Source organism: Algoriphagus jejuensis (assembly GCF_039523455.1).
GTDB classification, from domain to species: Bacteria; Bacteroidota; Bacteroidia; order Cytophagales; family Cyclobacteriaceae; genus Algoriphagus; species Algoriphagus jejuensis.
Genome location: NZ_BAAAFI010000004.1, coordinates 251,277 through 277,503, shown reverse-complemented (window position 1 = coordinate 277,503; position 26,227 = coordinate 251,277). Strand labels below are relative to the sequence as shown.

The 26,227-nt window shown below is 47.2% G+C and carries 8 protein-coding genes and 1 tRNA gene; 3 read left to right on the top strand and 6 right to left on the bottom strand.

From position 1 onward, the window contains the following. Positions 1-6: 6 nt before the first annotated feature. From ABD031_RS06515 to ABD031_RS06500, 4 genes are read right to left on the bottom strand one after another with little or no spacing between them, the layout of a single operon-like run. Positions 7-453: a hypothetical protein gene (locus ABD031_RS06515; protein WP_343849598.1), complete on the bottom strand. Its 447-nt coding sequence runs from the start codon at positions 451-453 to the stop codon at positions 7-9. Next, positions 446-1,069 carry a hypothetical protein gene (locus tag ABD031_RS06510; RefSeq protein WP_343849597.1) on the bottom strand — a complete coding sequence of 208 codons (624 nt, stop codon included), beginning with the start codon at positions 1,067-1,069 and terminating at the stop codon, positions 446-448. The genes ABD031_RS06515 and ABD031_RS06510 overlap by 8 nt, the downstream gene beginning before the upstream one ends. Further along, positions 1,069-1,584 (bottom strand): hypothetical protein, encoded by a 516-nt coding sequence (locus ABD031_RS06505; RefSeq protein ID WP_343849595.1) that lies wholly within the window; start codon positions 1,582-1,584, stop codon positions 1,069-1,071. The genes ABD031_RS06510 and ABD031_RS06505 overlap by 1 nt, the downstream gene beginning before the upstream one ends. After that, entirely contained in the window at positions 1,584-17,963 is a 16,380-nt protein-coding gene (locus ABD031_RS06500; RefSeq protein ID WP_343849592.1) for a T9SS type A sorting domain-containing protein, read from the bottom strand. The genes ABD031_RS06505 and ABD031_RS06500 overlap by 1 nt, the downstream gene beginning before the upstream one ends. Positions 17,964-19,109: 1,146 nt before the next feature. On the opposite strand from ABD031_RS06500, the gene ABD031_RS06495 reads away from it, so the two are divergent. The 3 genes from ABD031_RS06495 to ABD031_RS06485 all read left to right on the top strand — a co-directional run bounded on the left by ABD031_RS06495 (position 19,110) and on the right by ABD031_RS06485 (position 24,570). After that, a tRNA-Pro gene (locus tag ABD031_RS06495) sits at positions 19,110-19,183 on the top strand. A 515-nt stretch (positions 19,184-19,698) separates the two neighbouring features. Next, positions 19,699-22,782, top strand: coding sequence for a SusC/RagA family TonB-linked outer membrane protein (locus tag ABD031_RS06490; RefSeq protein ID WP_343849591.1), 3,084 nt, complete (start codon positions 19,699-19,701; stop codon positions 22,780-22,782). 42 nt (positions 22,783-22,824) lie between these two features. Continuing rightward, entirely contained in the window at positions 22,825-24,570 is a 1,746-nt protein-coding gene (locus ABD031_RS06485) for a RagB/SusD family nutrient uptake outer membrane protein (RefSeq protein ID WP_343849590.1), read from the top strand. 214 nt (positions 24,571-24,784) lie between these two features. Here the strand turns inward: ABD031_RS06485 and ABD031_RS06480 are convergent, their stop codons facing one another. Beyond that, positions 24,785-25,135: a hypothetical protein gene (locus ABD031_RS06480; RefSeq protein ID WP_343849587.1), complete on the bottom strand. Its 351-nt coding sequence runs from the start codon at positions 25,133-25,135 to the stop codon at positions 24,785-24,787. A gap of 12 nt (positions 25,136-25,147) precedes the next feature. Next, on the bottom strand, positions 25,148-26,227 hold the full coding sequence (locus tag ABD031_RS06475; RefSeq protein WP_343849586.1) for a phosphatidylinositol-specific phospholipase C1-like protein: 1,080 nt from the start codon (positions 26,225-26,227) through the stop codon (positions 25,148-25,150).

Genomic DNA, 26,227 nt, shown 5'->3' with positions numbered 1-26,227 from the left:
TTAGGGTTATGGATATTCTATTTTAATGGTAATTCCGTTTGTCATCGGAAGTCCCAGCCAAGCGGATAATGCTGGAGGCCGAGGACTTGTATGTCGAATCAATTTTCCCCACTGTCTCATCTGTATCCAATGACTTCCACTCCGCAGTGAGTTGGATTCGTCAAAGTTGGACGAGCCATTATTCAGGAAAAGTGACTCCAAAGGTGGATCGACTTTCCTTGCTGGGAATCCGACATCCAATAGCAGAACCAGATTTTCCGGCACTACTATCTCAATCCATTTCATGGCACGAGATTTTTCCCAAGACTCTCCATTAATGGGATCTATGACCTGAGACGCAAAGGTCGTCCCGGCAGGTATCTCCAATTTGATTGTGACAAATTGAGCCTGCACTGCTCCCGCCGAAAGCATCCAGGTCATTAGCAAACCGATTCTGGCCCAATTCTTAATCATAGCTCGAGAAGGATAGATTGATCGTGATTTGCGCTGAATAATTACCCGCCGGTACGGAGCCGACTGGACCGAGACTTCCATAGATATAGAGATAGGCGGTAGCTTTATTTCTTACTTCCTCCCCAGTAAGTGGATTGGGCGGTGGCCCCGGGGCGCCTGCTGTTCTTCGATTGACCGGAAACGTCACATTGGTAAAACCCGCAGGAAGTTCGATTGCGCCTGTTTTACCAACCATTTCGTTGCCTGGCATTTGGTTGTTATAGGCGACTCTTACCTGAAAAGGAATGGTCTCCAAGGGGTCGTCTGCGAACGTCAAAAACAAAGGTGCATCCACATCCACTGTCAAGTCGAAGTTTTCCGGAGCTTCGATGCGGAATGCGACTGCCTGATTATCCACTAAATTGATATCCACGCTTGTTCCTGAAGTTATGAGCGGTTGTTTTAAGTTAAAGTTTAATTCAGGGGAGGCATTCACAGAAGTCAACACGATATCGTCGCTACCCGTCCAGATGCTAAAGCTGATCCGCTGGGCAAAGGAAGTCTGCGACAGCGTGCAGAGTACTGCCGCAATCAACGTTTGAAATAAAAGCCGGCGATATGTTGCGAGTCGCTTCATTAAATGTATTCGAGTTCGATGGTAAATTCTGATTGATAGACGCCCGGCACAGCGTCACTCAAATCAAGATTGGCTCCCAGCCAGACAAATAGGACACCTTTTTCGCTGAGGTTGACGTTGACTTCTCCCACGTCGAGTAGCATGCTTTGATTCTGCAGATCTTCGAAGGCGGCGCTGAGGTTGTATTCTGCCTGGACCTCTCCGATTTGGTCATTCGTCTCGACGAGGGTTTCCCGCTGAAGAAACGTGATTCTTATCCGCGCTTTTGGATTTCCTGTTATTTTGAAAAGTCCAGCATATGGACTGGTTATTGGAGATACCAAAATTCTATTTTCCTCTACAGCCGGTGCGATCAAATCGATATTTCGAATCGTCAGCATTCTTAGGTTATCGTTTACGATTGCGGAAGCTCTGACGCTGAGGGTGGCTTTGCGGATAATATCGTTCTCCTGAGCGACCCCTTTCCAGGTCAAACCAATGAATAAAATGAATGTATATAGCAGGATTCGATTCATTAGTTCTTTATTAATTTTTGACTCATCTGATACTCGCTCGTCATAAGTCTGACGAAATACATCCCGCTTGGCAGGTCAATGGCAGATGGGATCCATTCCATGTCATGAATGCCTTCCTCATAAACTTTCTCCGGGAATTCGCCAACCACCTGTCCGAATAGATCGATGATTTGAATGCTTGCTTTCTCTGCCGTAGGTAGGTAGAATCGGATTTTGGTTTGGGTAGAGAATGGATTGGGCACCGGAGCAAAGAGTTTTGGAACTAAAGGTAAATAGCCGACATTATCGTCAGCCGTGCGGCTGATGAATATGGTAAATGGACGTTGCGGTTTGTAAACTAACTGTCTTGCATTCGGGTCAACCGCGCCCGTTTCGTACGGTGACTGAAAGACAACAGCCTTAGGTAGTTCTAATGGATTTTGAAATTTGCCAGTGCGGAGATTCGGAAGCTTCGGCGCTTCGAATTCAAAGGTGTGTGCTGTGACTTCCCTCATGTTGATCGCTTGCTTGGTAATGTGATCCATCAAAATCACTGAGACTCCCGCACCCAAATCCGAAGGCAGCGTCCAGTCCAACAGATAAGTTCCCGAAATTGCCTGCCCAGCCTTTGACGCTGCCAAGTGAAGTGGAATGATTTTTTCGGTCGTATCGATCGGTGCCTGGTGGTTGATCACCAATGGCGTACGGGTTTGTAGCGAGCCGTAGGAATAGAGCAAGAGCCAGTCATCAGCTAGGGATTCGAGTTGATAGGCGTCTTTGGGATCTTTTCCAGATTCTCCATCGGCTCCAAAGGAGATGAACGATTCCGCAGCCAGATTTTCTCCGGTGACAAACAAGTGAATAAAGGACGTCTCTTCGGATTCAGATTTTCGGTAGAAAGGTGCATTCGTCGGCGTTTTTGCCCCATTGCCAGAAAGCTGCAGTGTAGGGCTGACCGCATTACTTCTCACCCAAAATGCTTGATACGGAGCAATTCTCCCACTGCCTAGGGTCCCGACGGATCCGTTCCAAGTGAGGAAACTTTGAGAAATATTATCCCATACATAAATGCTCTCATCCATGTTGGTTTTGAACCAGCCACTGGTAGCATCCCAATCCAACATACTGGCGGTCGGGTTAGCGATCAGATTGAATCCTTCGTCTGCTTGGTTGACTTCGATCAGGGTGTCAGTTTGTGCCACGAGATTCGTATCTCTAGCAGTGAATGTCACTCCGAAATCAAAGATTCCACTGGTAAGATTCACTTCCGCACCCGTGGTAGACATGGTCAATGGAAGGACATCGGTGTAGTTACCGGAAGCGGGAGAGGGCTTTGCTGCTCCGTTGAAGATATAGAAGTAATGGCCTCTTCCGACTGGGACGGCATCAGCTAGATTCCCCGGCTGTCTCCAACCCTGTAGCGTGGTGCCTTTGTCCGTCTCGTCCCACCAAAGCAAATTGGGCTGTAGGCTAGGATTGGTAGATCCTGGGAATCCTTGAGTTTCAAAGCCTGTCGTCAGTGTCGAATAATTGGTGCTGATCGGCGCGCCAATCATTCTCCAGCCTTTGTCTCCAGTAAATAGCTGGTTGACTTGAAGAAAAGGTACTCCGGCTCCGAGGTTTCTGTAATTGACTCCTTCTTCGATGATGATAAGTGATCCCGGAGCTGACGTGACATCAGAATCAGGATTCAATGTAAGAGCGGTACCTGATCTAACGGTGAGAGTCGCATCAGGATCCAATATTATGTTGCCGCTGATCAGAACATCGGTGCCATCGATCACTGGATTATTAGCTGTAGAAGGGATATAAATGGTATCTGTGTTTACCGTAAGAAGCGGCACTTCACCTGCGCACCAGTTTATCGGGTCAAACCAATCCGTGTTTATCCCAAACCATGTGAAATCGAACAAGCAAGCTTCATTAACGGTGACCGATGTAGTGGCTTGATACTCGTCACAACCTTCTGCAGCCGCGATGGTATAGGTCACGGTGTAAGTACCCACCGTGCTGGCGGATAGCGTAATGTCGCCGGTGGATTCATCGATGGACAACCCTGGAGTAGAAGTGTAAATACCTCCCGGAGTACCGGTTCTCGAGACAGATGCAATACCACCGTCTACTCTATAAGGGTTTCCCAAATAAGTGATCGTCGCGTCCGGACGCGCAGTGATTGTTAAAATTGCCGGATTGGATTCGTTGGTGGCAACAAATGCGGCAACACCAATATTATTTGTGCTAGTTAAAGATGCGTTTCGATAGACGTAGAAGGTGCCTGCTTGATTGAATGGTGCCTGGTCGGTTAATGGGGTAAAAGTAGGTCCTGTAGCGCCAACTATATTGGTTTTTGATCCACCCAGCGTAGTGCTATAGCTCCATTGAAAACCGGTGTCTCCAGAGAGCGAAATCCCAGCAGGAAGTGTTCCAAAGGTGTCACCGCTAATTTCCAACCCTGTGTTTCCTACACAGAAATTCTGGAAGGTGTTATCTGAAAGTTCATTGTTGAGTACGGGGACAAGATTTTGGAAAGCGACTCGATTACCTCCACCTTGCTCATAGAACTCGTACAACAGAGAACTTTCTCCTGTCAAGCTGGCTAAGACAAACGGATTGGTGGTAAAGCCTCGGTCAGACCAATTATCATAGGTCAGCTCGCCATCGACTGTTAGTCGGATGCCATCATCGGATCCCAAATCAACTACATATAAACCCCTTCTGGAGGATTGCATTTTAAATTTGACCGAAAACGTTTCAGTGAAAATGGATCGATTAAGGAAGTTTGAAACGACATTAAAGCAGTTATAATCCCCTCCAAAATTTTCATCGAAATTTTCGGACGCTGTAAATTGCCCGATATAGTTTTCAAAGTTGGTTCCATCATACACATGGCCGATCCAAGAGTCAATTCCGAATTTATCCTGATCATCCGTTGAGGTAGGGAAGGGGATTATCGTAACCTCAGTAGTGAAAATACAGCCTTCATCACCTTTTACATTTAGAGTATAAGTACCCGCGGCCAATCCTGTAAATAGAGAGGAAGATTGGTAGGCACCGGCATCTAGGCTATAGGTGTAGGGAGGTGTGCCATTGCTTGCGAACACCGCGATAGACCCCGTACTTCCGCCGACACAGGTTTCGGCAGTGGTGAAGGTGACAGTGGGCACAAGACCAATTGAAATGGTTGCCGTAGATACAGCGGAGCACCCTCCCTCACTTGAAGCACTGTTGGACACGACATACGTACCGGGAAGACTTGCCTCTAAATCCACTTCACCTGTTGCGGGATCGATTGAAAGTCCCGGTCCAGCGGTAAATGTGCCGGAAGTGCCGGTGATCGTCGGAGAGACAGTTCCTGTCCCAGAACAATAAGGCGTCCCAGGATAACTGAATTCGGTCGATAAAGTACACAATTCAGCCACCGCAACATCATTAAATGAAGTCAACGAAGTCCCCTGAATAGACGTGGGTTCCGGTGACGCAACCGTAGGATAAGTCCAGGTCGTATCATCAAAATCTCCAACCTTGAAATCGCCGGTGATAGAACCTGCATCCACATCGTCTTCTACCCAATTCAAAGTAAGCGTAGCGTTGGTATAGACGACGCCACTATTGGTGAAAGCCCAATACCGGTTCACACTCCTGTCTGTTCTGAAACCTGAGCCGGATAAGTTGGGATGATCCCCGGAAATGGATTTTGCAACAAGATCTCCGGAGCTCGTAACACTTTCGAAATCCACGGACACAGGCGTGAAATTAGTGGCATCACCCAATTCAAAAGTTTTCACCGTAGATCCGATTGCTATGTTTTTCTGTAGATTTCCGTTCACCCAACCTGTGGTTGCACCTGCACCGATGACTGTGCCGGAGGAGGGCTGGATCAATCGAAATTCGTTGGTTTCTATATTGCCCGAGATAAAGTTCAATGTTCCGTTAACCGTTGCATCTGTCAGGAGGGTGACGGAGTTGGATGCTTTGTCGATTGACAAATTATTGAATGCAGAATTTGTGAAAATGTTCTGGGGAACACTTCCGTTCATATTGAAAGTGGATGTGCCACTTTGAAGAACCCCCGTATTGATAAAATCTCTTCCTATTTCAAAAGTGTAGCTACCCGCATTCAATGTGGAGCCGCCATTTATAGTCAAATTATTGGAAACGTTCCAACCGGCGGAAGTAGAAACCCCCGCCCCGTTTGTATTGGATACTACCACATCCTGAAAAGTTCTTGTGGGGCCCTGAAGTGTAATTAACCCTGCTCCACCAAAAACAACAGTGCCGGTACTTGAGAAATTAGTGCCGAGATTCAAGGTAACCGGCGATGGAGGTGTGAAATTTATAATCCCACTGCTAGTTATCGTTCCATTGTTTACTACTGAACCCAAGATAGTGTGGGTTGAATTTCCTCCGTTGAAGGAGGCTCCACTACCTACGGTAAGTAAGGAGAGAATTCTCCAACCCACACTTGGATTAACTCCGCCGGTATTATTGATCGTTAGGAAGCCAAATTCAGGAGGTGATGTCGAGTTAAGTACAGGGGAGACCGATCCGTTGAAATTTACTCTTAATGCTACTGTGGTAGTGGCATTGATCAGACTCAGAGTTTGTAAAACATTTCCAGTAAAAGTGGTAGTGCCCAATGTGTACAAAACACCTCTATTGATCAGATCACCTTGAAGGGTGGTAAGAATAGAACTGCCGCCACTTAAGGATCCTGAACTTGTAATCTCAAGCAGTCCATTGAAAACAACGTCATTCAGAATGGTATAGCTTCCTGTTATCGTTGCCTTATTGAAAGTGGTATTTCCTGAAATATTCTTTGAAGTACCCGTAAACAAAACAGTACTTGAAGCAGGCACATAAGTTCCCTGATTAACCCAATTACCACTAAGAGTAATGGTATTTGAGTTGCCTTCAAAGGTGACTCCGCTCTCAATGGTATAGTCTCCATTTACGATAAGGGATGATTGAAGGGATTTAACACTGCGATTTCTAAGAATAAGGTTCCCAATGCTTATCCCCGGCAAAAACAAAACTTGGGTGACAGCTTCATCATCGCCGTCAATTATTACGGTGCTTGTGTTTGAAATAACATAACTTCCAAAACTAGAAGAGAAATTATTTGCTCCAAATATAATGGTAGCGGCATCGGATAGGGTAGCTGTGCCGCCAGGGACAGTCCTGCTACTAGTGTACACGCCAAGATCTAATGTCCCGGAGGTCACCGTCAGGTTTCCGTTGATCCTTATATTGTCGATGAGGAGCGCTTGGGATCCTACAGGTTTATCGATTTCAAAATTATCAAAAGTAGTAGCTGAAATTGTTTGAGTTCCAGGGCCATTGAATTTTACATTGGTTACTCCGCCTTCACCGAGATAGAGTCCATTGTTGATCCAGTTTCCCCCAACAAGCAACGTGTTGAAGTTGTGGAGGATTGCACCCGACTTGATATCAACGTTACCGGAAATAGAAAGAGTAGAGAGATTGTCAAATCTTCCAGATTCAATGGTGAGATTGCCCAAGATGTCCGTAGCTCCTGCTAGTGTAGCTAATCCGTCAGATTTGTCTATCGTCAGATTGTTATAGCTGACATTGGCTACCGCTTGATTTCTGTTCCCGCTATAGCGTACTGTTCCGTTTCCCGGAGTAAATGTCCCTCCGGAATATTCGAAATCCCCTGAGATTGTAAGTGGTCCAGTTCCGTTGAAAATTACTTTGGCATCTCCTGATTGAAGCAGCGAACCGCCCACATTTACCGCTCCGGAACCTATGTTCAAGTCTATCGACCGACCACTGATTCCATTGCTCAGCGCTAAATTTCCGGATATATCTATAGTTTGATCATTTGTATTGATCGTATGGGTTGCATCGCTGCTCCAATTTCCGGTTAGATCACCCGTAGCAAGTGAACCTCCACTTCCCAAAGAGAGTGTAACTGGCTTGGCACTTCCGAAAATGATGCTTTTAACATTTACAGCACTGTTGATAGTCGGTTGATTGGTAAACGCAACATTTCCTAAGTTTACAATATCAGAAGCGCCCGGAGGCCTGGAAGCCGAACCCTGAACTACGGTCCAGTTTTCGGCTGTATTCCAATCCGAACTGACAGAGCCATTCCACTGCACTACATTGGAGTCATCTGATAAGGTCCAACGATTGGTAATATTGGTAAGTCCGGACTGCTCTACATAGTTGGTAGTTGCGTTGTTGGCCGTTTTTCCAGATGCTTGCCATACCGTACCATTATACCTCCACAAATCCATCGTTCCCTCGTTGTTGCCATTCAATTCCTCATCCTCATAGTGAAGTCGGAGGCTGGCTGTATAGGTTCCTGTAGGCACAGCAATCGTATAAACTCTACTTACGGAACCGGCAAAAGGGAAATCATTTACCGTGCCTTTTGCGACCGAAACCGCGACGCTGTTGACTCCAGAAACGGCAGAGAAAGTAATGGTATTTTCAGGGCCCTCAAACGCATAGGAAGTACCGGGAATAAAAGTATGGGTCCGTTGAATCGTACCAAATATATAGCCGTTTCCGGTTCTGGTTTCCGTAATGGTCAGCGTATTAGGGCCAGTGGAAATTACCCCCTGTGTCATGTTGACTACGGCCGCGGATACATTGCTATCTAAAATTAATTCAGTGGTTGGGCTGCTGGAATTGCTGGTTAAAATATTGAAGGTAGTTGGGCCACTTATTTGAGATGTGGAAGATCCCAAAAACTGCACAGTTCCAGTGCCTGCATTGAATACTCCATTGTTATTCCAGTTACCATAAATGGAGTGGGTGAAGGAGGATAAGTTAAAAGTAGTACCGGATCCGATAGTAATATTTTGGTTCGTAGTAATGTTACCAATTGCAGTCTTCGTAGAACCATTTGACAAAACAAGGTTGCTATAGGTTAGCGGGTTGATAGTTTGGTTGCCATTCCCGTTGAAATTTACGGTATTAGGTGCTGAAGAAGTAACATCAAGTGTGCCTGAGGCGATTGTCAGCACACCTGCAACACCCAATGTCGAATTAGACGACAACTGAAGGGCTGTTCCATTCACTGTGGTATTGAAAAGATTTGCAGTACCGCTCAAAGTGGAAGTGCCTGTAAATGTAACCGTTCCCGCTGACGCTGATAAGCTACCATTTACAATTAAACTGGAAGAGATGGAGAAATTGGTATTGGTTGTAACAGAGCCGGGAATAGAGAGCGTATTGAAATTCAGATTGCCCGTTCCAGAGATTGTTTTTGACGTACCGCTCATAATCATTTGGCCGGGCCCGGTAGTCAAACTGCCATTCACAGACAAGTCCCCACTGAGAGTCAAAATATTGAAGGCGGAGACACTTACATCTCCTGTTACTGCTAGGTTAAATAAGTTTATCCCCAGACCACTGATTGTTTTACTTGACCCGGTCATCAAAACAGTTCCTCCTGTAGCATGGATAAAAGAGCCGGCACCGGTTGTCGCCAGATTACCGGATAGTGTAAAATCTACTGCCGCTAAATTTGTTGAAGCACCGGCTATGGTCAGATTATAGAAATTTTGAACACCTGATCCCCCTACTGAAGCTCCAGATCCTGTGAATTTAAGCGTGGATGTATTGCCATTGAAAGTTCCATTGTTAACCCAATTCCCAGCGATGGTGTGGCTGGCGTTTCCCCCGTTGAAGACCGTAGATTGGCCGATGGACACATTTCCATCAATGGTGATATTTCCACCTGCTGTCAATTCAACTGAAGTGCCGCTGCCTAGGGTACTGATGAAGTTACCCACCACCGAAAATGGCGCGCCCGGCAAGGTTTTAATGGCCAGTCCGGCGGAACTGCTCAAGATAAGGTTGCCGTACGATTTGTTGGCTACTGTTTGGTTGGTGCCCGAGTACTCCACTGTACTGGCTACCACCAGGGTAGTAGAGGCATAATTGGTCGGAAAAGAATTGGTGCCGCCGATTCTAAGTGTTGCGTTATTGGAGACGGTGAGATTGCCTCCCGGGGTGGCCCGGTTGGCTGTAAATGTAGAGAGGTTGAGTGTCCCTGTGGAAACTACCAGATCACCGGTGATTTGCGTATTGTTTGCTAATACCACACTTTCCGAATTGGCAACAGTCAGGTTGTTAAAATTGGGAGAAAAGGTGCCTCCAATTGTTTGCGTCGTGGTGCCGCTGAAGGTGGCTGTGCCTGTTCCTCCGATCAGGGAATTGACTCCACTGTTGTTTGTCCAATTTCCTTTTACATCCAAATTAAAATTATTGGCATTTAACGCGCCTTTTTCAATTACTAAATTATTAACTCCTATGGAGTTTGGTAAAACGAGGCCACTTGTATTATTTATCGTCAGGTTATTGAATGTCGAAATACCAGAAAAGGTCTGTTGGCCGGTTGTTCCATTGAATTCAATAGTAGCCGCAGCGGTCACGAGCGTACCGGTATTGGTCAAATTCCCTCCGATTGTATGTGTGAAGGCTCCTAAGTTGAAATTATTGGTGACAGAAACATTGCCTGCAATGTTCAAGGCACCAGTCGCAGTTTTTACTCCAGCGCCCGAGAAAATCACATTTCCGAAATTCGAAGTTCCAATGGAAGCGGCGGCTGCTCCATTAAAATTAATCGTGGAACCTGCAGCCGAAAATGTCCCGGTTCGGGTCCAGCTGCCTCCTACGGTATGGGTGAATGCGCCGGGGTTGAAACTACCGGTAATCAAGACATTTCCGGCAATTGATAGCGATCCTGTAGCGGCTTTGACACCTGTTCCAGAGAAAGTCACATTGGCAAATGGCCCTGAATTGATGGTTGTATTGCCGGTTCCTTTGAATTCTAGGGTACTGGTTGCACCCGGATTGAAAGTTCCGTTATTAATCCAATTGCCTGCAACTTCCAAAAGCGAAGTTCCTGACATCGTCAATGTCGCTCCTGAGGCGATGGTGATTGATTGGGTTTTTCCACCAGCAACACCGACAACTGGACTAAATGGAGTGCCGGCAGGAATTATCACGTCGGTAGTCAGGGTAGGAACTCCACCACACCAGTTGGACGCGTTATTCCAGTCATTATCAGTGATGCCAAACCAAGTCCCAAGTACACATTCGCCGGTCGCTGCGGTCAAAATGCCCGTTCCTGTTGTGCCAAAATATTGGGAATTTTTGAATTGTGCGGTGGAAGCGGTACTTCCGTAAGTTCCAGCAGGTTGAATGGTATTACCGAGGGTGACCGTATTTGCGGTATGATTGACACCGAGTAACTTCGCCACTGCGGTACCGCTGATCAGAAAGTCCCCGGTGACAGTGACCGCGCCCGCCAAAGTTTTGTCTCCACTTCCCACCAATTCCAAATTAGCGTAACTCAAAGCAGGAATGGTCTGTGCACCTGTAGCGCTAAAACGCAGCCTTGCGGTGCTTGCTGTCCGAGTACCGCCTGCTCCCAAAGCAATGTTTCCAGAGGCGATTTCTATTGATCCTTCCGTTTGCGGAGCAAAAGTTGTGGTGCCTGAAGTATTTCCTACTGTCAGTCCATTATAAACCCCATATACTACTTTTTGTCCACCTGCAGCTCTTGCATAGTTGACTGCAAACGCCCAGGTGCGCCCGCCAGGTAGGGGAGAGGCGGTATTGTTCGTTGTAGTCAGCGAGCCCGTGCCCGATGTGGTCAGGTCCCCAGAAAGGGCATTATTCCCCATCGCAAGGACTTGTGTGTTCGGAATAGCCAAAGCTCCGCTAATTGAGATCGCTGATCCTGCTGTTACCGTGTTGGCACCGGATAGCGAGAGCGTCAGGTTTCGAAGGCCCAAACCAGATACTTCACCCGTTGTAGTTTTGTTACCGCCCAAGTAGGTTAGGTCATAGGCGTTGCTTCCTTGAATCGTTCCGGCAAAAGTGCCGTCGACTCGATCGAAGGAAGAATTCGCAATCATGGTAATATTGTCATTGGAGCTTACATCTCCATCCGCGAGCAAGAACTTCCCGGTAATTGTGATCGCATCGTCGATCGAGATACCGCTGTTTGCTTTGTTTATCGTGAGGTTGTAAAAATTGTTGGCTCCAGATCCTGAGACCGCCTGATCCTCATCTGCATTGCTGAAGATGACTGTGCTTGCCGTACCGGCGATGAACGTCCCGTCATTTGTCCAGTCAGATCCAGCGACCGTGATGGATCGGGCCCCTTGGATCTCCAAAGTAGCGCCGGACTCAATGGACATGCTTTGCACATTGAAGTTTGAGCCCGAGCTAATTACCGGAGAGAATGGGGTGCCTGCAGGGATGACTACATCTGTTGTGGTATTTGGTACGCTACCTCCGCACCAGTTTTGACCTGAGTTGTAGTTGGAACTTACATAACCAAGCCAGATTCCGGGGGTACAGGTGCTGTTTGAGACAGTGATGATACCTGTGCCGGTCGTTCCAAAATACTGGGCGACTTTGTAGGTCGCGGCAGAGGCGGTCGATCCAAATGAGCCGTTCGGCTGACCCGTATTGCCAAAGACAGCATTTGCTGCGGTATGGGTTACGCCACTTCCCAGTCTTGCAATGGCGCTACCGTCTATGCTCAAGGTCCCCGTGATTGTGGTCGCTGCCTGGAAGTTTTTATCCCCAGTTCCTTGCAAAATCAAATCGGCGTATGATATGACCGGAATCGACTGATTGCCTGTAGCAGAGAAGTTTACCTTTGAGTCGGTTCCCGTGATTGATCCGGTAGATTTGGTGAAGTCGCCTGAGGCGATTTCGATTTCTCCCCCTGCGGAAATAGGATCCAAAATATTGGTCCCGGAAGTGCTTAGAGATTTTAGAGAATTATAAATTCCGAACACGATTCGTTGTCCGCCGGTAGTGGAAGTATAGTTCACTTCAAAAGTCCAAGTACGTCCTCTTGGAATCGGTGGGTTAGCGGTACTTGAAGTTTTTAGTAGCCCCGCGCCAGAGGTGGTTGTCGTACCGTTAAGCGTGAAGGTTGATAAGTTGAAGGTCATTGAGGCTGGTATCGCCAGTTGTCCCGTCTGTGTAATCGCTGCTGCCGCGGTGATTTCACTTCCGGCAGTGACGTTCAGGGTGATATTTCTGAGGCCAGTTCCAGAGAGTTCTGCACCTGTTGTCTTGCTAGTGCCCGTATAAGTGACGTCGTAGGCAGTGGTTCCTTGGATCGTACCTGTAAACGCCGTCGTAGCTCCTGCCGTTCCACCGCGAGTAATTTGGGTATTGGCGGAGAGGAAAAGTCGCGTACCTGCGGTCAATGTACCTGAGCTGAGTAGCAGGGAATTGGCGATTGTGAGGTTGGAATTCAATATCAACTGGTCCGCTGATGTTTTTTCCAAGATGACGCGATAGATCGAAGTCGCCGAAGTTCCTCCCAGTGTTTGATTGCCTGCGCCTTTGAACGTGACTCGTCCCTGATTCGGGGAGAACGTTCCGTTATTTGTCCAGTTGCCAAACAAGTCAAGGTTAAACGCACCTGAGAAGCCGAGACTTGCTCCAGTTTGGATGGTGATGCTTCGGGCAATTGCTCCAGCCGCTCCGATAATTGGCTGATTGAGTGCTGCAGAGGAGATCGTGACATCGGTAGTAGCAGTAGGAATCGACCCGCACCAGTTTGCAGCGTCATTCCAGTCACTGCTTACATAGCCCAGCCAAAGCCCCGGAGTACAATTGCCGCTTGCTACGGTCAGAATCCCGGTATCACTGCTGCCAAAAGCGGAACTTATTTTAAAGCTTGCACTCGAGGCCGTACTTCCAAAAGTCCCGTTTGATTGGCCGGTCGTACCGAGAGTGAGAAGATTTGCAGAATGATTGAAACTAGCCAATCGGGCGATAACTCCAGTTATGACCGTGAGCGTGCCCGAAATGCTGGAGGTTCCCACGAAAGTTTTGTTGCCGGTACCATCCAAGATCAGATTGTTGAAAGCAATTCCTGGTACCGATTGTGCTCCCGACGCACTGAATCTGACGGTAGATCCCGTAGCTACAAAGGTCCCCGCTGCACTGAAATTTCCAGATTCCAGTCTGATTTCTCCGCCGTCACTTTCTGGTGCTAGGGTAGTATTGCCGGAAACGTTGGAGACCGCGAGGCCGTTGTAGTTTCCATAAACGACTTTTTGGCCACCCGTACTCGATGAATAATTTACAAAGAAGCTCCATGTTTTACCACCTGGTAAAGGGGTAGTTCCGGTGTTCTGTGTGGTCAGTGTTCCTGTTCCTGAGGTAGTTAAAGTTGCATTTGCCAGTGCAAAAGTGGACATTGCGAGTGTATTCCCCGAGGGAATCGTAAGCACGCCCGAATGCGAAATGGAGCTTGCTGCTGTTACCGTATTTCCAGCAGTCAAAGCAAATGTGACATTTCGCAAACCGATGCCGCTAAGCTCAGCTCCAGCTGTTTTGCTTTCTCCTGAAATAATTACATCGTAAGGATTTCCGCCTTGTAGCGTGCCCGTGAATGTCGTAGGTGCCGCTGGTGTCCCTGCTCGTGTGATCAGCGCATTTGCACCCAAACTGAGGTTTGTTCCTGCGGTCAAGGTTCCTGCTTGCAGCTGTAAAGAATTGGATATCGAGGTCGCGGAAGAAATCGTCAAGATTGCGCCACCATTCACTTGGAGATTGTAAAAGTTCTTTGCCCCGGTGCCACTGATTGAGTAAGTGCCTGAGTTAAACAAGAATGTACTTGTCTCTGCATCGAAAGCTCCCGCGTTGATGAAATTACCCGCCAGGGTATGGGTAAAACTACCCGCATCCATATTGCCCGAGGCCAGAATAGTTAGGTTTCCGGTTGTGGAGATTGCCCCGTTCAGAGATTTGATCCCAGTGCCGGAAAAAGTGATATGATGAAAATTGCTGGCATTGATGAAGCCAGAAGTCGCGCCGCTAAAGTTAACTGTGGAGGTTCCTGGAACAAAAGTTCCGGAATTGGTCCAGTTACCCTCCACCGAAAGTGTAAAGTCTCCGGAAATCGTCAAGGTCGCCCCGCTTTGGATTTGAAGGCTTCGGCTGATCGCTCCGTTGGCTCCAATAGTCGGTTGATTTGGAGCAGTAGCAGGGATGGTGACATCTACGGCGTTAGTTGGCACGCCCCCGCACCAGTTAGTAGGATCAAACCAGTTCGAAGAAGTGGTACCCAGCCACTCGCCGTTGATACAGGTCGAAGTCACCGAGATTGTTCCTGATCCTGTCGTTCCGAAATAGGCACTTAGTTTATTGGTGGCTGCGGAAGCCGTGCTACCATAGGTTCCAGTTGGCTGGATTACGTTGTTTAAGAGTAATGCTCCGACAGGCCTGTTCGTGTTTCCTAGCTTGGCAATTGGTCCTGGGGTGATTGAAAGCGTTCCCGTGACCGATGTTGCGGTGTTAAACGTTTTATCCCCTGATCCTGCCAGGCTCACATTGTTAAAGGAAATTCCCGGTAGTGTCTGAGCGGCACTGGCATTGAAGACAAGCGTTGAGCCGGTCGTCGTATAAGTTTGACCTGCTGTGTTAGTGAATTGTCCGGAATTGATCACGATGTTTCCTTCGCTTGCCTGAGCGAAAGTCACGGTGCCGGAGGTTCCAGTGAAGGCCAGTCCATTGTACGTTCCATAGATCAGACGCTGTGCTCCGGTAGCATTGGTGTAGTCAACTTGGAATGACCAGGTTCTCCCTACGGGAATAGGAGTGGTTGAGGTGTTCGCTGTTTGCAGTTTGCCCGTACCGGCGGTGGTCAGTGTAGGTTTGGTCAAGGCGAAAGTACTCATATCGAGCGTATTGCCTGTTGGGATGGTGAGTAATTGGGATAAACTGAGCGCAGTTCCAGCCGTAAGTGTCGTGGAGGTATTCATCGCCAGGGTCACATCCCGAAGACCCGTACCGGAGGTCTCTGTACCTATTGTTTTCGTTCCTCCCTCAAATCTGACATCATACGCATTTGCGCCTTGAATGGTCCCGGTCATTCCCGTGGAAGTCCCGGTTCCTTTTCGCGTAATCCGTGAATTGGACAGGGGAGTCAGATTCGTTCCGGCAGCAAAAACACCTGCATCCAGGCTAAGTTCATTGGTGATGGAGAGTGGACTTGCGGCAGTCAATCCTGCTAGATTGTTAAGTACTAGATTGTGGAAGGTATTTCCATTCGCGTTTACCGATTGAGCGACCGAACCATTAAAAGTCAGAGTACTGGTTCCTTGGGTAAATCCCCCCAGGCTACTCCAATTGCCCATCAAAGAATGGGAAAAACTTCCGGCGGAAAAGTTTGTGGTTACTGTAATATTTCCGGTAGAAGTCAATGCGCCGGTAGCAGTTTTGGCTCCAAGCCCACTGAACGTCAAATGATTGAAATTACTCGCCCCGATGGAAGCAGGATTTGCTCCGTTGAAGTCGATGGTAGATCCTGTCGCAGTGAAGGTTCCGGATTTCGTCCAGTTTCCCCCTACTGTGTGCGTAAATGCCCCCGCGGTGAAATTGGCAGGAATAGAAACATTGCCGGTAATTGTGAGAGGACCGATAGCGGACTTTGCACCCGCACCGGAGAAAGTTATGTTTTCAAAATTGGACGCGCCGATCGATGCTGCTGTCGTACCTGTAAACTCAATCGTAGAGCCTCCGGCTGCGAAAGTCCCAGATCTGGTCCAGCCCCCGGCTACTTGATAGGTAAATGCACCCGGAGTCCAATTGGACCCCGTATTTATTAGGACATTGCCTCCAACTGAAAATCCATTTGAGCCTGTGGAACTGCTCGATCCTTGGAAAGTAAGGTTGCCACAGATCGAAGAGGTACCTGCTGAAAAAGTCTTCGTGCCCGATCCCCCGATGATTAGTTCTCCGTAGTTGACGCCGGCGATAGTTTGGTCTACGTCTCCATCGTATTCGACGATACTCGAGCAAGGGATAGAATAGGAGCTGTAATTGGCAGGAAAGTTAGCCGTGCCACCCACGTTTAAACGAAGCCCAGCTCCCAAACTGAAGGTGCCTCCTGCTGATGCTCGATCCAGGGTGAAGGAGGAGAGATCCAAGTTTCCCTGATTGACCAGAAGGTCGCCCCCCACAATGGTGGAATTTGACTGCATAGTCACGGTATTGTTTCCGCTGCTGCCGGTATTTTCGACCCGGATTGAATTGACCGAGGTAGGAAAGGCTGCGCTGGAAAATTGATCTGCCGCGCCGTTGAAAACGTAATTGGCCCCTGCATTGAACGTGCGTGTACCGGTAGACCTAACATGTCCGACAGCACCGGTCGTAGCCAATCCGTCCGTGGCGCGGATACCAAGGGTAGCTCCACCATTTAGTGTAAAAGTTCCTCCCCCGGCAAAAGTCGTGCTGGCGCTGGCGGGTTGAATCACCGAGTTGGTAGCCACCACCCAATTGATCGAATTGATGACTGTGCCTCCGGAAGTGACAGTCTGCGTGGGACCGCCGCCATTAAGGTTGATAATGCCGGCTCCTGTGGAAGTTTCTGTGATCGTGCCACCCGTATGACTAAAATCCCCGAGAACGTTCAATGTGCCATTTTGTAAACTTGAAATGGACATGGATAAAGTACCACCGGATTGAGTGTAGTCTCCGTTTACCGTGATGGATCTTGTAGCAGAGTTGCCAATTGCATAGTTGCCTGAGATAAAGTTAAAATTTCCCCCGATCGTAAATGCGTTTCTAGTTTGGCGAAACTGCCCGGTTCCCCCATTTTCAATAGTTAGATCCCCAGCGATAGAAAAGGGGGCAAATGACATATTCACTGTCATTCCAGGACTATTTAGGATCACGTTTCCAAAGTTCTGTGCAGTCCCACCGCTGGTTGTGCTTGTCGTTCCAGTAATTCTTAATGTAGCCGTTGGATCCCATGTTGCAAGTGGGATTGCAGCACCATTTCTCGAGTGGTGCAATTCAGCATTTGGGCCAAAAGTGAGCTCGGTGGCTTGAAAACTGCTAAACGAACCTCCGGAATTTGTGATCTTGCCATTCACCACAAAGTTATTGAGCGTAGAATTCGCCTGAAGGTTCCCCAGACTGCCCAAGACCAATTCCCCATTGATTCTGCCAGTGGTATTGGCAGTAGTGCGTATTCTCATCCGCGTAACCGTGCTCGTCAGGGTTAGCTTTGATCCTGAATCAATGACTAAATCCTCTCCCGCATTGTTTCCGAGTGTCAGGACAATAGCTGCTGTTACCGAAAATGTAATGTTTGAATTATTGGTAATGGTTAGGTTTCCAATCGTTTGAGAAGGAATTCCTGTAATTGTCAACGTGGTGCCGCCGGAAAATCGAATGTTGTCGGTAGTGGCAATTGTGCTTCTTGTCGGAGACCAGTTAGTGGCAGTCGTCCATGAGCCATTGTTTGGTCCGATCCAGGTGTAGGTGGCTTGCGAAAAAGAATGCTGAGAAAAAAGGAATAGGACGGCAAAGCCAAGAACCGTTTTTAGATAATTGTATTTGGCACACCTTCGGAGAATATATTCCGACAAATTCATTTTTATCATCAACAAAAATCAAACAGACCCGATCTCTTTCACCTTATTTGTATTGGACTTCAAAGTGTTACTTGTTTTAAAAATACAGATTTTTTTTTATGACGGAGTTAGTTATGAGGTATTAGAGAAAATTCCATTCTGGGTATTAAGCGACGCAAAAAAAAATATAAAATTTGATATGTACAAGTGAGTAACAGGTTTAAAAATCGTTTTATCGGTCTATTTTGATGATTTTCGGCTTTTTTACTTTTTGTAAATCTTGGGTTTGACTTTGTCAAATCGCTCTTTTTACAAGGGCAAAATGCAGAATATAGTCAGATAAATGCGTAATAAAATATGTTTTACATCTTTTAAAGATACTTTAATTAGCGGCCTAAAGTGACTGTGGCGTTCCTATGCTTCTGTGTCGTTAATTCAATTTTATATATATAAAAAGCAGTTAACGTTTGTTGAAAAAATATTTATATAATTTGATTTCATTGAAGTTGTTGATCGATAGGATGTTGTGGGATAATCTGGATTTCAAACTTTATTTTTTTTTCCGAAAGATGAAAACAGTCAGAATTTTTTCGGTCTTGGGCCTATGAAGCAAGAGCCAAAGCGACTTCAAAAGCTGCCTCCTGCGTAAATTCGATCAGTCAAGGACGGGTAGTTCCATTCGATCTGCCTTATCAACAGGAGCGAAACGAGCTTTTTTTATCAAAAAACACCCCAAAAATACCCTGTACAGGGGATGTTTTAGCGTGTTTTTGAGAGGTAAATTTGCTTTTCACCAGAGTCGCATCCATGAAATTCTTTTATCTAGCATCCATATCCAATTCAGACGGGAAATTTGAAATTCACGAACGAGACTGTCCTTTGTTGCCCGAAGGCATCCATCGTGATTACTTGGGTCCCTTCAATTCAGGGGCTCAGGCGCTAAATCGTGCACTTGTTATACAGGATAAGGCGGTATGTTGCCCCAAATGTTGCAAGTCAATCAGTAAGCCGCTTATTTTTTCATCCGACGAAGACCCAACGGTACTTTGATAGGATGAATCCTTGCGTTTTCAAAGCTTAAGTTTGCTGATTTTTTTGCCGGGATTAAAAATTTACATTTCTTCGTAGATTGTTTGGCTCAAATTTGTAAAAGCTGAACACTCAAATCGGGGTGTGGCGCAGTCCGGTAGCGTACACGTCTGGGGGGCGTGTGGTCGCAGGTTCAAATCCTGTCACCCCGACAAAATAGGATTTCAAACAAAATCAAAACTCTGTAAATGGCTGATTTACAGAGTTTTTTTGTTTGTCAGGGGGGTCAAAAAAAACATTGGCATGGTTTCTTTAACTCTACGCTAGACGAGTCGCAACTATTCGCATTTTTTTTACCATCAATCAAACGCTGTCCATCAGTCCTTCGATTTCATAGGGATCTGAGGGTTGATACGATCGACACTAGCCATCGGCGGATTTGAGACTCTCCATCTACCTTCTCTGACCAAGTAAAATATACTCGTAAACGTCCTTGAAGTATCGGCAGTAGGTGCTTTTTTCCTGTAGAAAAAAGTGGGGCAAATGCCCATGGCCGATGCGGGTTAATCTTGTGTAAAGTCTCTACTCCATATTTAATCTAAGGATAAAGAGCGATTCATGTTGGATTTTTTTGGCAGCTGTAGGTTTGTATTTGATAAAAGACTTAGCTGAGGCCAGTTTTTTAGTCTTTTTCCGTAAATTCATTAGTAATCAACTACTTAGCTTTATGCATTCAAATTTACAAGTAACTAAGATCATCTGTGCTTTGGCATACGTGATGATTTGGACGGGATTTTTCAGTCCCTCTGGTTTGGAGGCCAAGAGTATGAAGACTGCAGCAAGTTTGGGCTTGGGCAAGCCTTCTCTGGAGCCGGTGTATCGACTGCAGGCCGTCTCAGGTACCGTGACCGACGAAACGGGAGCAGCCCTGCCCGGTGCGACCGTACTGATCAAAGGAACCACCGTCGGAACGGTGACTGATCTCGAAGGGAAATTCTCAATAGACGTCGACAGTGACGCTGTACTTCAGATTTCCTATGTCGGGTACCTGATGCAGGAGATTTCTGTCGATGGACGGGCCGTAATTACGGTTCAGCTATTGCCGGATGCAACCCAGCTCGACGAGTTGGTGGTAGTGGGATACGGCACGCAAAAGCGTTCGGACGTAACCGGTGCCATCGGCTCGGTGAAAGCCGAAAGCTTCAACCGTGGGGTGATCACCAATCCGGTGGATCTCTTGCAGGGGAAAGTAGCCGGTGTGAACATCACCTCAACCAGCGGAGAGCCGGGAGCAAATCAAAATGTGATTATCCGGGGTATTGGTAGCTTGCGGTCTGGGACACAGCCACTTTATGTGCTTGATGGATTCCTGCTGGACAATTCAGACACAGGTGTCGCCTCCAACCCTCTCAATTTCCTGAATCCAAATGACATCGCCAGTATCGATGTATTGAAGGATGCCAGCGCTACAGCCTTGTACGGTTCGAGAGCTTCTAACGGCGTAATCGTCATTACAACAAAAAAAGGCAAAGCAGGTAGCTCTCAAATAGGCTTCTCTGCGGGTACAGCCTGGTCTTCGATGGCTAAGAAAATCGATGTATTTGGCGCGGATGCTTTTAGGGAGCAGGTGGTTGCTGTAGGAGGTTCCTTGGAGGATTTTGACGGAGATACCAATTGGCAGGATGAATTGACCCAGGTTGGCTTTTCCCAGGATTACAGTCTGTCAATGAGTGGAGCCAATACGGAGCGTTTTTCTTATTTCGCTTCCCTTGGCTATCAAGAGCAGGAGGGCATCCTAAAAAACAGTGAATTGAAGCGCTACTCCGGTAAGTTGAATATGAATCAGAAGGCGTTTGAAGGTAGACTCCTGATCGACTACAACCTGACCGCTTCCTATACCGAAAACCTGCGTCCGGTCATCACCGGTACGATCAGTGACATGTTGAGCTTGAATCCAACGATTCCTGCCTATACCGATGGCGAGCCGACCCTGTTGAATACCAATGCGCTAAACCCGTTGAAGCGGTATGAATTGTACAGCGATGACGCTGCAAACAACCGGATCCTGGGAACGATTTCACCTTCTTTTGAGATTCTGGATGGGCTGACCTATAAGCTGAATCTTGGAGTGGACTTTTCCAACACGAATCGATACGTCCAATACAAGCCTTACAATGAAGTCATCAACGAGTCAAATGTTTCTCGAGGTACCTTGGACGAATTGGTCTCTGCGAATACCAATAGCTTAGTGGAAAATACGCTGACCTACAATTGGAATACCAGTTCGCACAATTTGACCGTCTTGGCGGGACACTCTTACCAAACCTTCCTCGATGAATTCAGAGGGACTTCCTACATCGGATTTGCTGATAACGACATCGAACCTAGATACCAGGATCACAATAGTACGAGTGAATTTCCGACCACAGTAAGTTCATCGGCTGTCAAAAATGAATTGCAATCGTTCTTTGGTCGGGTAAACTATACTTATGGCGATAGGTACTTGTTTACGGCAACTTTCCGGGCAGATGGTTCTTCCAAATTCGGAGACAATAACAAATATGGCTACTTCCCTTCTTTTGCCTTGGGCTGGAATCTGAGCAAGGAAGACTTCATGGCCAACTCGGCGTTCAATAATCTGAAGTTGCGTGGTAGTTGGGGACAGACAGGAAATCAGGAAATCCCATCCAAGATCACCAAAGCCAGTTATTCCGAAGATCGCTTGGCCAATGGCTCAGGCAGTCTCAACACTTACCCTATTGATACAGATGGGACTACTTTGGATAGCTACCCGTACGGAATCGTCTTTACTCGTCTGGCCAATCCCAACTTGCAGTGGGAGGTGTCTACGCAGATAGATTTCGGGATTGATTTCGCATTCTTTGATCACCGATTGAGCGGTACGGTGGACTACTTCAACAAGGTTTCTTCCAATATCCTTTTGGAAGTCGTTCCCGCCGATCCTGTTCAACCTACTTCCACTTTTTGGGACAATATCGAAGACATGAAGATCTATAACAGTGGAGTTGAAGTGTCCTTGAACTACACAAGCAATACATCTAAGTCCTTTTCCTATGACATCGGAGGAAATATCACCTTTATCCAAAATGAGGTCAGAGATTCCCCGTATTCTGTGCTGACTACCGGAGCAGCTCAAGGTGCCGGCCAAACCGGTGCTACTATCAACGGCTATATTAACAATCAACCTATCGGGGCATTTTATATGCTTCAATTTGACGGGATTGGTGAAGACGGCTTGAATAGATTTGTGGATATCAACGGTGACGGCGAAATATTGGACAACGACCGAAGCGTAGTAGGAAGTGCTATCCCCAATGTCATCTACGGGTTCAACACCAATCTGCGATTCAAGGCTTTTGACTTGGGACTGAATTTCAACGGAGTAGCCGGCAACGAAATTTACAACCATACCACGATGTCGCTGTTTACCAAGGCACAACTTTCCAGGTCAAACAATACCACCGATTTCGCAGTCCAATATCCGGAGGAGTCTTTTAACAATTCCAATACAGTCTCCACCCGATACTTGGAGAGCGGTTCGTACTTCAGGCTGAACAACGCCACGCTCGGCTACAATATGGATCTTGCAAAAATTGGAATGAGCGAAAATTTCCAAAATATCCGCCTGTCGGTCACCGGTCAAAACTTGTTTGTGATCACAGACTATTCAGGGTTTGATCCGGAAATCAATACCGGAACAACGTCCGGCGGGATTCAGACCTTCGGCATCGACCGATTTACTTATCCACGTGCACGGACATTCATGATCAATCTGAACGTGACCTTCTGAAAAAGCTGATGATTTTATCATTTCACAGAAAATCTCAATCCAATGAAAACTAACAGATTTAATAAAATAATACCGATTGCAGCGTTTATGTTCGCTTTTTTAGGCTGCACAGACTTAAACGAGGAGGTGCTGGATGAGTCTCTCACTGGTACCGGCCAAGCCGAAATAGTTAGTGGATCTATCGCTCCAGTATACGGCATGCTCCGTCAGGTTTGGTTGCATACGGTTAATTTTGGACTTCAGGAAGTTGCCTCTGACGAGGGGATTCTTCCCTATCGTGGAGGTACAGACTGGTTTGACGGTGGCAAATTCATCTCGATACACCAGCATCTGATGACTCCTACCAACAGCCTAGTGGGGGACACTTGGACCAACATCACCTTAGCCTTGTCCAGAGCTGTAGCTGCGGAGGAGCAACTGACCCTCGAAGTGGAAAATGGAAACTCCAGCGCCCAAAATCCGCTCTATGAGATGGTGGCCATGAAAGCCTACCTGAACATGCTGGCATTGGACAACTGGGGATTGGTGTTCAGAAAAGACGCTTCTGATCAGCAATCGGTTATTCTTAGAGGTCAAGAGGCGATTGATTATCTGGAGTCAGAGCTCGTTTCGGTAGTGAGTGTCATACGCACCAGCGAGGGGCCCGGCCGAATGAACAAACATGCAGTAGAGGGATTGCTGGCTCGCTTATATCTGAATGCAGCTGTCTATCGCGATCCCTATGGAACTCCTGATTTCCGGCCAGAGGATATGGACAAGGTAATCGAATACACGAACAATATTATCAACGGACCCTACTCCCTGTCGCCTGAATATTTTGATTTGTTCAACGACGATAATAATTCAAATCCGGAAATCATTTTTTCTCTCGATCAGCGCGGAGTATTGCAGACAGAACACAGCAGATGGCAGTATTGGTCAATTTCCGGGGATCAGGTTCCGAGACCTGAATCTCCAAGCACGCGCGGTACCGATGCGGTCGCGGCAACGCCGGATTTCGTGCAGACCTGGTACGATGCCTATGGCACTGTCGATCCAGCTAAAGCAGATGCACGTTTTTTCCAGGAAAACACCAAGATCCCTGAGAGTCTCCGAGATCTGACCGGCGTGAATCCAAACAACGACATGGATCACTATTACTGCGTAGAAGATACAGAATTTGAGATGGACAGAGGAATTCTTCGCGGTGTCATCTGGGGGCCGAGAAAAGATGGAAGTGGCAATATTCTAAGATGTGAGGATGGCAAGGTGAGAGTTTATCCTGTAATCAACCGAAGAAGCAGCGGCGCAAACATCCGTTACGTAGACCATACCTACAACGTCAACTTCACCAATGAGGGCAGCCTGCACAATACAGGCCACCGATTTTCCAAGTATCAGTTTAGCCGTACATCGCCAGACTGCTGCAGCAGAAGCAGCGTGGATATCGTGTTGCTCCGATTGGGTGAGGTTTATTTGATGCGAGCAGAAGCGAAGTTGCGAAAAGGAGATAACGCCGGTGCCTTGGCCGATATCAATACCCTGAGAACTTCAAGAAATGCCCGGCCTGCGCAGACACCCGCTCCATTGACTACCATGGATTTGAATATCCTGTTCCGTGAGTCAGGCTTTGAACTCTATTGGGAAGGCTTGAGAAGAACCAACCAGATCAGATTTGGGAAATACGAAGACAGTTGGACAGAAAAGACCGATCAAGACGTCAACAAGAGATTATTCCCGATTCCCCAACGGGCGATTGACGGTGCATCCAACATTGCAGGATTTTTGGTTCAAAATCCCGGCTATTAACACCTCTCAGCCTATAAGTTCAAAAGCCGATGAGCGACGCTCATCGGCTTTTTTTTGCCTGTCGGATAGGAGATCGTTCGGTGGATTTGCTTCTTCGGTGGGAGCGGTTGCTATGAACTAAAAGGTGATTTACTCGACTTTTGAACCTGTGATTGGAGAAAAGCCGCCCGGCCAACGCGAATGTTTTGTGTTTCGATTGGATGGACTCGCGTTCTTAATCTTGCGATGATATGATCACGATGTCCCGTGAGTCAATGCTTCCACCTTCCTCTCGCCAGCGAAGCTCCATTCGGTAGAGGTCGTAGAATTCATTCCTGTGATCTGCCTCTGAAAATGGCATCGTTTCGAGTTCAAACTGGGCGAGACCGATACTTTTGAGCGGAATGAATGTCGGAGGGGATGAGGCGGGATTAGATGTCTGAATCGGGTACATTGTGTGGTTGTTTTTTTGTTTGAAGGGCGATTCGCCGCTGTTCTTGGAGAATGGAAAGAAAGTCACCTCGTTTTGCGTCGCTCGGCTGCTTCCTTTTTTTTTTAGATCGGGTCTATCGGTGGTTTTCCTCAAAAAACAGTGATATCAGTTTTTCCGCAAAACAGGATTGGGTCTTTCATATACATTTTCATCGAAAATGACCTTGTAGGAGGAATTGAAAAAGGCTGAAGGCTGATAATAGTCTGTGGAAATCACCTGGGCTCCGGAGGTTTTGGCTTTTTCGAAGGTCGAGTAATCCTCAGTTCGGGCCTCCTTGGTGTCTGAATCGGCGCGGGTTCTGATCATATAACCCTTTTTGACCAAGTCTAGAATATATTCTTCATCCCTCACTGCATTGTTGATGATCCGAAATCCCGCAGTGGGATGTCCCTCTTTTTTGTTGACAAAGAGCACTGCGTCTTTGAGTTCAGGTTTGGCACTGAGGTAGCGGTCTGTTTTCTCTTCGTTTTCGTCAAGCACAAAGAGAAACCTGCCGCTCACTTTGTTAAGACTTGGCCAGTTTCCCGCCAACACAGCTTCTTCCAAATTCGCATAATTTCCTCTTACCAAATCCGGCGTGATGAGCTTTTCCATTCCGAGATGAGTTCTGATCTCGAGGTCTATGCTGTCCAACGCAGTTGAAGTGAACGGCAACGTAGGCCGCGTCCCTGGGACATTCCCGTCTTTGGCATTGATCAGGATGAACACTGGCGTGTGATTCGGATGCTGATTGCTCCATTTTTTGAGTGCTTCCAGCGCATCCGCAAAGAGCAGGTAGTGGGACTGAAAGTCCAGATCCTGTACGTGAAAAAGCTTCAACCCGGGTTTCGAAAGGGAATTGTTGGGATCATAGTCTGGAAGTGTGCCGCCCTTGCTTTTGATGATTTCCAGACCTTTTGGATCGGTGTATCTGCCTCCCCGGGGATCATGAAATACATCCAGTTCTAGATTTCTCAGACCCAGATCCAATTGGGATTCCAAGGGAATATGGGAATAAGCGAGGCTTTGCGAAGCAGCGGGGTTGATTTTGGACAGGTAGTCGAGCAGTTCCGGGGCCATGGTGCTTTTGTAGCTGTTGTGGCTTCCGATGATCTGAATCTGATTTAGCTTAAGGTCTTGAGCAGCAAGGCTAAGGGAGGATACTAGGCAAGCAAATAGAAAAAAGAGGTGTTTGGTGGTTTCCAT